Below are 12,891 nucleotides of genomic sequence, written 5' to 3' on the forward strand. Positions count from 1 at the left end.
ATGCCACAGCTTGATGTTTCAACCTTCTTTTCTCAAGTTTTTTGGTTTTTAATTTTTTTCTCTTCACTTTTTTTCGTGGTAAGTTGTTTATTTTTACCAAAGTTAGATAAAATAATAAGCACTAGAAGTAAAGAAGTATTGGGTTCTTTTAATAGTTCTGTTCATCTTTTAAGACTCACGGAAGAGCAGATTGCCAAGTATAATGCCGCTTTAAACCAAGCTAGAATACAGGCAAAAAAAATCATAGATGATGCACTTGCTCAGGTAGAAGAAATGAGAGCTAATGTTAAGAATATATTAGAAGAGGAAGACAAAAAAAAGAGCAAGCTTATTGAAAAAAAAGTGGCAGAATTTAAATCTGAATATACTGATCAGTTAAAACAAATGGCTACTAGTATTGCTTTAATTTATTATACTAAATTGACTAATTCTGAAATTGAAGAGGAATTTATTGCTGACTTGGTGTCCAAAGAATTTTAGGGGTTTTTATGTCTACATCACTGATTATCGGTCTTGCCTTCTTGGTAAGTTTTGTCCTTTCGTATAAATTGCTAAAGAAAGTGATAAAAAATGCGCTTAACAATAAGCGTAACAAAAGCAAATTTTCAAGTGAAGAAACTGAAAAATTCAGGAAAGATATGTTGGAGTATTACAAAAAATCTTCTAAAAAATACAAAGAATTAGATGCAGAAGTTAATAAAATGATGAATGAAGCACTTGATAAAGCTAATAGTATCATTAAGCACAATAGACAGCAGCTAGATCAGACATTAGATGACAATGCCCATTCTAACTTGAAGAAAGTCACTGACCAAGTTGAAAAAGCTCTTGGGGATTTACAGACTAACACAGTGAATATAGCTGCTGATGCTGTAAAAAAAATAATGCATGAACGTAAAGATGATAAGCGTAGTAGCGAGGTCATATCTTCATTTTCACGTGACTTAAATAAAAAATTGCATTAGGTTCAATGCAACAATTGCCTATACTTCAAGCTGATAATGTAGAAAAAATTAAGTTTGATTCTAGTTTGTGCAAAGAGCCAGAGAAACTTTTTTACTATAAATTTAATATAATTCCTTGGCAAAAATTAAATAATACTACTTTTTTTATGGTTGAAGACACAAGCCGAGATATCAACCGTTGGGTCGAAGCTCATTACGGTATTGACTATGTATTAATAAAAGTGGATAGCGAACAGATTTTAAATCTTCTTAACTCGCACTTTGGTATTTCAGAATTTGCAAGCAACTACTTATATTACAAGAATCCTAATTTTTCAGCTAAAAGCATTAAACTAAGCTCAATATTTTTTGCTTCTTTCTTTATTGTAACTTCAATTTTAACACTAACAGAGAAATATACATATTTTGCTTTGATGTTGATATTTATAATCGGATGTTCTAGTTATTTATTCAAGTTTATAGCTACAGTTTTTAGCTTATGTGAAACCTCCAACCAAAAAGTGGATTATAGTAAGCTGAATGAAGAAGATTTTCCTATATATACTATTTTATTGCCTGCTTTTAAAGAAAGTGCAGTGACAGAGCAATTGATCGAAAGCATTGAAAGTTTGGATTATCCAAAATCAAAATTAGATGTGAAGCTTCAGGTAGAAAGTGATGACCAAGAAACGCTAGCAGCTATAGAAAAGTACACTTTACCGCAGTATTTTGAAGTAATAAAAGTGCCTCATTCTTTGCCTAGAACAAAAGCCAAGTCATGCAATTATGCTATGAGCTTTGCTAGAGGAAAGTATGCAGTAATATATGATGCGGACGATAAACCAGACCCATTGCAGTTAAAAAAAGCACTGATTGAATTTAATAAGGACGACGATAAGCTTGCCTGTGTACAGGCGAAATTAAATTACTACAATTGTGATTATAATTTTCTCACAAAATTCTTTTCTCTGGAGTATATGAACTGGTTTCAATACTTATTGCCTGGATTCCAAAAAATGAACATGCCGATGCCTTTGGGTGGTAGCAGTAATCATTTTTCAGTAAAAATTCTAAAAAAAGTGTTTTTCTGGGATGCTTACAGTGTTACCGAAGATGCTGACCTCGGTTTGAGACTTGCGCAAATGGGATATAAAACCAGGATGATTGACTCAGAAACATTGGAAGAGTCACCAATTGTTGTATTTGCTTGGATTAAGCAAAGAGCGCGCTGGATCAAAGGCTATATGCAAACTTATATTGTTCATTTAAAAAATATAAAGTCACTTTATAAACACACTGGATTTAAGGGAATTTTGCTATTGAATCTTTTTGTTGGCTCTGCAGCTTTTATATTTTTTACTACTCCATTTTTACTGCTTTCATTGATATTAACTAAAGTTTTAAATGAATTATTTTTGTACTACTTTGTAGTGGTATACGTTACTAACCTGATTCTTTTGGTAATAGCTGTCAAACAGCAAAAGATGCCTTTTTATTTTTATATAGTATCGATATTTTTTCCGGTCTATAGTCTGCTACATAGTGTTGCAGCTTTTCTTGCCTTATGGGAATTTATTCTTTACCCTGAGCGATGGAACAAAACTCAGCATGGTTTATGGAAGCAAAACCTGTAGCTATTTGGCTTTTTCTCTGCTCGGTCATGGTAATTCTCATGGTAGGGATTGGTGGATTTACCAGACTTTCAAAAGCAGGATTGTCAATCACAGAGTGGAAACCAATTACTGGAACATTACCACCACTGAGTGAACAAGACTGGCTACAAGAAAAATTAAAATACGAAGCTACACCTGAATATAAAGCACTTAACTATGGTATTAGTATGGAGGAGTTTCGCGCTATATACTTAATAGAATATGTACACAGATTGGTTGCAAGACTAACAGGTTTAGTTTTTGTCCTGCCATTTATATATTTCATATTAAGAAGAAAAATATCTAAAAAGGTAGTAATAAAGCTATGTGTGGCATTATTATTTGGAGCTTTACAAGCTTTTGCTGGTTGGTATATGGTAAAAAGCGGCTTGGTAGCCAAGCCTCATGTTAGCCACTATAGGCTCGCACTTCACTTATTATTAGCATTAGTTATCTTTGCATTATTGTCATATCAATTTTTTGATTATCAGATAAGGCCACAACAAACAAAACTTAAGGTTAGTGGTAACACTATATACTACGCAAGGATGATTTTGGTCCTAATTGTAATACAAATAATTTTCGGTGCATTTGTTGCAGGATTAAATGCTGGTTTGATTTACAATACCTTTCCACTAATGGACGGACAAATCGTTCCAGAAGATTTATTTTTCTTACAGCCTATATGGCTGAATATCTTTGAGAACAGAGCGACAGTGCAATTTATACATCGAGCACTGGCATTGCTAATACTAACTTTGGTAGTAATACTCACAATAAAAAATGCTAGCATAAAACCGGTATATATTATGCTGCTCTCCGTCGTCATTCAGATCATTTTAGGTGTAATTACTCTATTATTGCACATACCGATAGCCATTGCCATAGCTCATCAAGTGTTTTCATTTATCTTGTTTGGGTCAAGTTTATACTTCTTGTGTTATTTAAGGAAGCAGACTACATCACCAATCTGCACATTTTTTCCTTCTTGAACGGGAATATTTTTTATCACCATTGCTGCTTCAGCACATATGATATTTTCCATTTTCATTGCCTCCACCACAAATAAAGGTTGTCCTATTTCCACCTGATCTCCTACATTTACGTGCAATTTAACTAATAAACCAGATATTGGGGATTTTACAGCATCTGCTGAAATCCCTTCTGTTTCATTATTTAGCATTAACTTACTTAATTCAGCTACATGAGGTTTTAATATACAACACTCAGCTTTCATACCTGCATGTCTTATGAAGTACTTGCTGCCTTGTCTTTCTATTTTAAGTGCTATATTGGTATCGTCATTAATTGTGATATATAGCAATCTATAACTTGATTTCCACTTGCCTATAACGGAGTATTTATTGTGATTATATACCGTTATTAATATATTATCTTGGTATTTTGCATTTACGGAGTACTCATTGTCATTTATATTCACTATGAATAAATCTCTTGCACGGTCACCTGCCATCCGAGTAGCTGATACTGGTGCCCCTTCTTTTTTACTAGATTCCAGTGTCACGCACTGGAATGACACCTGAGATGTTTCATTCACTGCTTTATGATGGTACCTTTCTTCATTTTCCAAATGAACATATAACGCAGTGAAAATAAATATTTTAATATACTCCTCTGTAACAAAATCGCCGTGAAACCCACTAGGGTAATGATCTGGAATGAATCTCGTATGGAGCTTTGCTGCGATAAAATTTGGGTGATGGAAGATGGATTCTAGAAATTCTATATTATTTGTTACTCCTTCTATATAGCATTCAGACAATGCTTTTTGCATTCTGCTGATCGCTTCTACTCTATCTTTTCCATATGTTATCACTTTGGCAATCATCGAATCATAGAACATGCTAATTTCTGAACCTGCAGCAACTCCATCATCTATTCTTACATAATCATTTTCACCCGGTTTATCGTAATATTTTATTCTTCCGCTGGAAGGGAAAAATTTCTTCGATGGGTCTTCAGCGCAAATTCTACTTTCTATTGCAGAACCAGTAAGTTTAATATCATCCTGATTGAATCTCAATTTCTCTCCACAGGAAGTTCTAATCATTTCTTCTACTATGTCTATTCCAGTTATAAATTCTGTTACTGGATGCTCAACTTGCAATCTCGTATTTACCTCAAGAAAATAGAAGTTTTGGTCTTTATCTACAACAAACTCAACAGTGCCTGCTGAAAAATAGCCAACTTGCTTTGCCAGAGAAACACATTGAACATACATTTTTTGTCTTACTTCTTCACTAATGAATGGATTTGGCGTTTCTTCTATTATTTTCTGATTATTCCTTTGTATCGAGCATTCTCTTTCTCCAAGACAAACTATATTGCCATATTTATCTGCTATGATTTGTATTTCAATATGTCTTGGCAACTCTATATATTTCTCTATAAAGATACTGCCATCCTTAAAACTTTTCTCTGCTTCATTTGTGGCTGATGTAAATGCTAGTTCAATTTCTTTTTTGGAGTTTACAATTCGCATTCCTTTGCCACCACCGCCTGATGCAGCTTTAAGCATAACGGGAAAACCGATCTCTTTAGCAACTTGAGCTGCGTGGGCAGCATCGCTGATCTTACCCATATATCCTGGCACTACATTCACTCCAGCTTTTTTTGCAGCTTCTTTTGCTGTTATTTTGTTGGCTGTAACTTCTATTGTTTCTGCACTGGGGCCGATGAAGTCTATATTATGTTTTTGAAGAGCACGTGGAAAATCTGGATTTTCTGCTAAAAAACCATAGCCAGGATGAACCGCCTCAGCACCTGTTTCAACTGCTACTTCACATATTTTTTCAATGTTTAAGTAACTGAGGCAAGATGGCGAAGGGCCGATATATCTTGACTCATCTGCTTGTCTTACATGCACAGAATTTACATCTGCATCCGAATATATGCATACACAAGATATACCCATCCTACGAGCAGTTCTGATAATCCTGCAGGCAATCTCTCCTCTGTTTGCTATTAAAATCTTACTGTACTTCTTTTCCGTCATCGTATGAGTATACTTTCTTAAGTTGAGAAAGTAAATTATTGCCTGCAAGTAATTTTTAGCTTCATGCTACAGCTAAATCACTATTTAAAAGTTGCATAACATCAGGATCTGTCACTATAGTACTTTCATCATACAAGCCGTATATCCCGTTACATGCCTTAAACAACAAACATGTAGATCCTCCAGAAGCTATTATAGCTACTGAAGCTAGTGCAAGAGATTGAGAAACCAAAAATAAAAAGTACAAGGATAAACATAAGGCAGCAATACACGCTATAGCTCCTATTATGTATAAGCACAAATGAAATTTGCTATTACATATAAAACCGCCCTTTATACCTGCAATTTGCTTAGCTTCTTCCCGTTCTGCAGCATTTAAAAAATAAAGAGGAGCTACCGCTACTCTCCCATGAAGAATGCAGCTTTTATCACAGAGTGCTTCTTTAATATATCTCTTATTATCCTTAAGTTTCTCTTTTAATCTTTCTGATTCTTTCCAATTTTTAGCTTCTTCTGCTTTTTTAACCTTACTCTTAGTACCTTCTTCCAAATTTCTCATAATCTCTTTGAGTGCAGGTAGCAGAATTTCTTGACTTGCTGCTATATGAAATGGGTTCCCATTTTCATCAAGCCTATGCTTAGCTGCATAAGCAACATTCTCTGTGCAAATTCTGACAAATTCATCTTTATTTCTTGCTTTTGCAACTTCAAATAAGTCAGCCATAACATACCTCGCTATATTTAACCAACACTAAATTATACAACATAACTTACGAAAAACAAGTAGATTTTATCTCTCAGAATAAATAAATTCTAAATTGTTACAAACATAAATTTTAGCTATCATCATTTATATTACTGTAATAGACAAATATGCCAGACGTAGTCACTAGATTCGCTCCATCACCCACAGGGTTTTTGCATATTGGAGGGGCCCGCACTGCGTTATTTAATTGGCTCTATGCAAAGCATCATGGTGGCAAGTTTTTGCTGAGAATTGAAGACACCGACAGAAAACGTTCAACGCAAGAAGCAATTGATGCAATTATAGAAGGGCTAAGATGGCTCGGTATGAGCTATGATGGGGAAATAGTATATCAGTCAAAAAGAATAGAGCGGCATAAAGAAGTAGCAAACCTTTTAGTTGAGAAGGGTAGGGCGTATCACTGTTATTGCCCTGAGACAGAAAGGAAAATAAAAGCGAGAGAAGAAGGAAAAATATATAAGCACAAATGTATTAGTGTGACATCAAACGTAAAGCCTGTTGTCCGCTTTAAAGTGCCAGACTCGCAAGAGATCGTCATTGATGATAAAATATACGGCCAAATCAAAGTAAGTAGCGAGCAGCTTGATGATATAGTGATCTTACGCTCTGATAACACTCCAACATATATTTTTGCCGTAGTAGTTGACGATCATGATGCTGGAATAACTGATATAATACGTGGCTCTGACCATCTCACTAATACCTTTAAACATCTGCTAATATACCAGGCTCTTGATTTTGACATTCCACGCTTTGCACATGTGCCGCTTATCCATGGGGAAGATGGGAATAAGCTATCCAAAAGGCATGGTGCCACAAGCGTTTGCGATTATGAAAAGATGGGAATATTGCCAAAAGCGATGCGTAATTACTTGCTGAGACTTGGCTGGAGTCACGGCAACGATGAGATTATTAGCGATGAGCAAGCAATAGAGTGGTTTAATTTAGAAAGTATTGGTCGTTCACCTGCACGGCTCGATTTCAAAAAACTGGAGCATTTGAATAACCACTATATTAGTAATATGAGCAATGAAGATATTCTGACTCTAATGCTTAGAGAAAATACTCTAACTGACAAAAAAAAGGGCTATTTACTGCAGGGACTGACAGAGCTAAAAAAAAGAGCAAACTACCTGACCGAATTATTGGATTTAGCAAAATTTTATATTCAAGATCCGCCACTTGATTTAAGTGAAGAAGCTTGTCAAATTGTCAAATCTAACCTCAATATAATTAAGTTACTCGCATCATTTCTGTCAAAGATCGGTGATGAAAATTGGAATAAGGGTTTTTTATCTTCTCAGATCAAGGAATGTGCAAAATTGCACGATATGAAAATAAGCGATGTATACCACTCATTACGCGCCCCTATAACTGGAGTAATGGATGCACCTGGAATCATTGATATCATGGTGATTCTTGGTAAAGATGAGTGTATAAGAAGGTTACAAGCAATTTAAATGAAATAAGAAAATTTCTTGACATCCTTAGCCAGCCCCTTTATCATGACAGTGAAGCTATTGTATTTGCTTTCGCCAATCTGCAGATTAAAAGGTAAGGATTACTTAATGTATCGGCGTCTTATGTTTAATTTTTTGCAGTATATAGATACTGTATGTCTTTACAAAACTTCATCTACATCTAGATTTTTATCTAAATAAGCTGAACGCGCTTACAAAGCGTTACAAGACATCAAAAAATGCCAATACTCGACAAAGATAGTAAAAGACTAGCTAACTCGGGGATTCTTTGTCTTTTTTTCTGCTTGGTAAATTTCTTAAACATTTGCAGCGTAGGTTAGTTGCAATTAAAAGCAGCTGAATTTCGCTTGTCAAGCGTTTAAAACATAAAAAACGCCAATATTTTAAAGCGGATAATAACCACGGGGCTTCTTTTGCCTTTTTTTTCGTTTGGTAAATTTCTTAATGTTTATAGCTAAAAGAGCCCAAGAGAGGTGTCATTCCAGTGCCTCTGTGATGTCATTCCAGTGCTTGACACTGGAATCCAGTTTTCCATATAATCTCATCGAAAACGTCGTATTTTAACATAAAACAGCTACTTTTATACTCACCAACTTAATAAAATTCCTGGATGCCAGTGTCAAGCACTGGCATGACACCCTACTAGTAGCACAATGTTCGTACAGCTGTACGTGTGACCAGAAAAAACATAGACCCCAAGTGTCAGCTACTTTCATGACACCCCGACAACCGTCATCCCGCTACTTGTTAGCGCCGCGGCGGCATGACGTCTTAACTATAGAAAACTTGTATAGATTTTTTCTACTTCTGTGATATCATAAGCCTGTAATGATAAAATAAGTAAATATGGATAAGTCAGCGTATGAGATCATAGAACATGAGTATGACGTGGTAGTAGTAGGTGCAGGTGGAGCAGGGCTCAGAGCAACGCTTGGGATGGCTGCAACTAATTTTTCAGTTGCCTGCATTTCTAAAATTTTCCCTACACGAAGTCATACAGTTGCAGCACAAGGCGGAATTAGTGCAGCTTTAGGTAATATCGGTGAAGACGATTGGCGCTGGCATGCATATGACACAATAAAAGGTTCAGACTGGCTTGGTGATCAAGATGCAATAGAATATATGTGTAAAAACGCTGCTAAAGCTGTTATTGAACTTGAAAATTTTGGCGTACCTTTTTCTCGTACAGAAGATGGCAAAATATACCAGCGTTCCTTTGGTGGAATGACAACTCACTTTGGTAAAGGAAAATCAGCGCAGCGCACTTGTGCGGCAGCAGATAAGACTGGGCACGCAATCCTTCACACTCTATATCAGCAGTGTCTTAAATTCAACGCTGAATTTTTTGTTGAATACTTTGTGATTGATTTAATTATGGATAGCGAAACCGGAGCATGCTGCGGAGTTCTTGCTTGGTCGCTATGCGACGGCACATTACATAGATTTCGTGCGCATAGAGTGGTGTTAGCAACAGGTGGATATGGACGTGTTTATTTCTCTGCAACAAGTGCGCATACCTGCACAGGTGATGGTAATGGCATGGTAGTAAGGGCTGGATTACCACTTGAAGATATGGAATTTGTACAATTTCATCCAACAGGAATATATGGCTCAGGGTGCCTGATGACAGAAGGATGCCGTGGTGAAGGGGGGTACCTCGTTAATTCTCAGGGCGAGAAGTTTATGGAACGTTACGCACCAAAAGCAAGAGATTTAGCTTCCCGTGATGTGGTAAGTCGCGCAATAACAATTGAAATTAGAGAGGGAAGGGGGGTTGGACCAAAAAAAGATCATATGTATTTAACTATAGCGCATCTTGATCCGGAAGTAATAAAACTCAGATTGCCGGGCATCAGCGAAACCGCAAGAACTTTTGCTGGAGTTGATGTCACTAAAGATCCAATACCGGTCATTCCGACTGTTCACTATAACATGGGTGGCATTCCAACCAATTATTATGGAGAAGTGATCACGCTGAAGCAAGGTAAGGAAGAAGTGGTAGATGGACTATTTGCAATTGGAGAAGCTGCATGTGTTTCTGTGCACGGTGCAAATCGACTTGGTTCTAACTCGCTTCTTGATCTTGTGGTTTTTGGTAGAGCTGCAGCGCTCAGAGCAAGAGAGAAACTAAAATCCGGTACACCACATAAAAAATTGCATTCAGACTGCACAGACTGGATAGTAGATAGATTTAATAAAATGCGATTTGCCTCCGGTGGGCTAAAAGTAGCAAAAATACGCAGTGAAATGCAGAACACTATGCAAAAGTACGCATCAGTGTTCCGTGTTGCTGAAGTTTTAGAAGAAGGCAAAAAAGCTATAAAAAAGGTAGCAAAAATGATGCCTGATATTTCACTTGAGGATCGCAGTATGATGTGGAATAGTGATTTAGTTGAAGCACTGGAGCTTGCTAACATGATCCCACAAGCGGTTATTACCATGGAATGCGCAGCTAATCGAAAGGAGAGCAGAGGTGCCCATGCTCGTGAAGACTTTCCTGAACGTGATGACAAAAACTGGATGAAGCACACTATAGCGTGGCTTGAAGAAAAGAAAGGGCAAATTAACGTAAAAATTGATTATAAAAAAGTGGCTGAAAAAACTCTGAGCGGTGAGATTGATTTCATAGCGCCAGAGAAGAGGGTTTACTAGTTACACTATCCCTACACAATTTTTCAACGAGTTCATTATTGATATGGCACTCATTTTAGTGTCTGGAGGACTCTCAGTATGCTCTGATTGATTTGGTGACTCTTGTACTGCTTGATTTTTAGTCTCATTCCTTAAATTCTGTTGATCATTATTAACAAGGTTCTTCGAAGCTTGATTCTGCTCTGTTGTTGAATTAGAGCGGTTTTTGTCGTTAAATGTGTCCTGTGCTTTGTTGGTTGATTTTTCAAAAAGTTTCTTAATACCACTAAATCCTAAAGTTAAAGTAAGGCATATAACTCCAGCAACAGCTATGATAGGAATGGCTGCTCCAATTGCCATTTGACCCTGAAAGAAAGCAAATGTTACCATTGCAATAACAGTAATCGTTATCGTGATTGCTAACAGTTCGCGGGTCCTTTTTGCTGGATCTATGAATCCTGCTACAGCAGATACTCCTTTTTTTATACCAGAACCTGCTTCTTTAATGCCAGACTTGCATTTTTTTGAAGCAGTTTTACAGTGGTATTTTTCTTCAAGCTTCTCTTTTAGTTCTTTAGCTTTCTCCTGTGCTTTCTGTGGAGTCCCTGAATAATCTTTTAGATCTCGTAAAGTTAAATAGTACTTTTTAGTATGGAATTTTGGATCTTTCAGCTCCAGAGAACAGGGATCAGCGCCTATTTCTAGCAGCATTGTACAAAATTTTGTTGTATTGTCATAAGCAGCTGCTGTATCAAAAATTGTTCCTTGCGGTAGGTATTCGATACTTCTTTTTTCTGCTTTTTTCTTTAATGCCAATTCTAGGGGTGTGTTCCCTTCTCCATTCTTAGCATTTATAGCTTTACCTAATTTATCTTTAGATATTGTTCCATTTTTTACTAAACCTAAAATCAATTCCAAACATGTAACTTTTTGTTCTCCTTTGAATGAAGCAATATAGTGCAGAGCATTTTTTTCATCTTTATCTTGCACAGTAATATCTGCACCGTTTTTTAGCAATAGTTCTAGGGTTTCATACCTTTTAGTTTTTTCAAATTTTCTATCTGTACATGATCGATCCTCATTCTTTCCTTTTATATGCTGAAGCAGCTGATGAAGAGGTGTTAATCCTTCCCTGTTAGTAGTATTTACAGCATCATCTTTATTTGAAATCAACTCTAAACATGTAACTTTTTGTTCTCCTTTGAATGAAGCAATATAGTGCAGAGCATTTTTTCCATCTTTATCTTGCACAGTAATATCTGCACCATTTTGTAGAAATAACTCTAAGGCTTTATACCTATTTGTTTTTTCAAATTTTCTATCTGTACATGATCGATCCTCATTCTTTTCTTTTATATGCTGAAGCAACTGATGAAGAGGCGTTTGTTCTTCCTGATTTTTACTATTAATGAGTTGTGCTAAATCTTCCTCGGTGACCGTTTTTATTAGGGTACCTAGAAACTTGCATTTCTGTTTCTTTTCCAACGACACGATAAGGTGTAAAATATTGTTGTCTTTTTCACCTTTTACACTATTAATATCCGTACAATCTTTTAGATATTTTTTAAATTTCCTGTTATTTCCATTTTTGATCGCTTTTAGTAATAGAGCATTGCTATTTGTTATTTCGTTGCTTATTTCTACTTTATGATCATCTTCAACATCGCTACCGTAGCCACTTTCTGCTTCACTATCTTCACTATTCCTACGATCATTTTGGTTGTGGGTAATACTATTAGAACAATATTTGCTATTATCAGTAATTTCTGAAATTACTTGCTTTACTCGTTCTTTTGTTTCATTTGATATTTTTTTCGATCGTTTTATTGCTTTATCTAGCACTGGAAGGAAGCATTGGACATAATACCTATAATATTTTTCTTGTTCTCTAAGTGATTCTTCTAATTTAGTTAATACTTCAGGGCTAGCACCTTCCTTGAATAACCTTTTACACTCCTTGAGAGCTCCATCTTGACCTCTTGGTTTTTCACGCTTGTGTTCTTCTTTTTTTACCTTTCTCTCTATAATGCCATACAATTGTTCGTCTTTTCTATCCTGCTCTTGCTTTTTATTTTTATCTATGCATTCACCTAATTTATCTGCATTAGTAGTTAGTGCAGTTATATCTATACCCATACTAAAACCTCAATATTAAAAGCTATTTAAGTTGTCAGCACTAAACTAACAACCAAGAAGTTTGACTTTTAAATTGAGCTAAACGTTGTATATGTATAGGTGGAAAGGCAGAAAACTAGTTTCTATTAGAAAATCTGTTATCATAGTCAAATCCTCACTTGAACAGTTGCTACTATTTTAACCATTTAATCTTAAAAAATAATAAATATAGCTAAACTGTGAAACGTGCTATTGGCTAAAATAGGATAAGAAACTATAGCTGCAA

General features: G+C 35.8%; 9 protein-coding genes. 6 read left to right on the top strand and 3 right to left on the bottom strand.

Annotation, left to right across the window (positions count from 1 at the left end; all coding sequences use genetic code 11):
- From OPR21_RS02990 to OPR21_RS03005, 4 genes are read left to right on the top strand one after another with little or no spacing between them, the layout of a single operon-like run.
- Nucleotides 1–480: a F0F1 ATP synthase subunit B family protein gene (locus tag OPR21_RS02990; RefSeq protein ID WP_077188072.1), complete on the top strand. Its 480-nt coding sequence runs from the start codon at nt 1–3 to the stop codon at nt 478–480.
- Nucleotides 481–488: 8 nt separating this feature from the next.
- The gene (locus OPR21_RS02995; RefSeq protein ID WP_077188071.1) at nt 489–965 is read left to right on the top strand and encodes a F0F1 ATP synthase subunit B family protein; all 477 of its coding nucleotides are present in this window, start codon (nt 489–491) and stop codon (nt 963–965) included.
- Between the two features lie 14 nt (nt 966–979).
- On the top strand, nt 980–2,578 hold the full coding sequence (locus tag OPR21_RS03000) for a glycosyltransferase family 2 protein (RefSeq protein ID WP_320157062.1): 1,599 nt from the start codon (nt 980–982) through the stop codon (nt 2,576–2,578).
- A complete protein-coding gene (locus tag OPR21_RS03005) occupies nt 2,560–3,588 on the top strand; it encodes a COX15/CtaA family protein (protein ID WP_077188070.1) in 1,029 nt (342 codons plus the stop codon). Before OPR21_RS03000 ends, OPR21_RS03005 begins: the two co-directional genes overlap by 19 nt.
- Here OPR21_RS03005 and OPR21_RS03010 read toward each other — a convergent pair.
- The gene (locus tag OPR21_RS03010) at nt 3,537–5,612 is read right to left on the bottom strand and encodes an acetyl-CoA carboxylase biotin carboxylase subunit (RefSeq protein WP_265030165.1); all 2,076 of its coding nucleotides are present in this window, start codon (nt 5,610–5,612) and stop codon (nt 3,537–3,539) included. The genes OPR21_RS03005 and OPR21_RS03010 overlap by 52 nt on opposite strands.
- 61 nt (nt 5,613–5,673) lie before the next feature.
- The gene (locus OPR21_RS03015; protein ID WP_265030166.1) at nt 5,674–6,336 is read right to left on the bottom strand and encodes an ankyrin repeat domain-containing protein; all 663 of its coding nucleotides are present in this window, start codon (nt 6,334–6,336) and stop codon (nt 5,674–5,676) included.
- 149 nt (nt 6,337–6,485) lie between these two features.
- Between OPR21_RS03015 and gltX the strand changes: the two genes are divergently transcribed.
- Together gltX and sdhA are read left to right on the top strand one after the other, a co-directional pair.
- Complete coding sequence (gene gltX / locus OPR21_RS03020) at nt 6,486–7,838, top strand: glutamate--tRNA ligase (protein WP_077188067.1); 1,353 nt, start codon at nt 6,486–6,488, stop codon at nt 7,836–7,838.
- Between the two features lie 867 nt (nt 7,839–8,705).
- Nucleotides 8,706–10,511, top strand: coding sequence for a succinate dehydrogenase flavoprotein subunit (gene sdhA, locus OPR21_RS03025; RefSeq protein ID WP_265030167.1), 1,806 nt, complete (start codon nt 8,706–8,708; stop codon nt 10,509–10,511).
- Here sdhA and OPR21_RS03030 read toward each other — a convergent pair whose 3' ends face one another.
- Complete coding sequence (locus tag OPR21_RS03030) at nt 10,512–12,626, bottom strand: ankyrin repeat domain-containing protein (RefSeq protein ID WP_265030168.1); 2,115 nt, start codon at nt 12,624–12,626, stop codon at nt 10,512–10,514. It lies immediately after the preceding gene.
- Nucleotides 12,627–12,891 lie beyond the last annotated feature (265 nt).

The organism is Wolbachia endosymbiont (group A) of Philonthus cognatus, from assembly GCF_947251755.1.
In the GTDB taxonomy this organism is placed as follows: Bacteria; Pseudomonadota; Alphaproteobacteria; order Rickettsiales; family Anaplasmataceae; genus Wolbachia; species Wolbachia pipientis.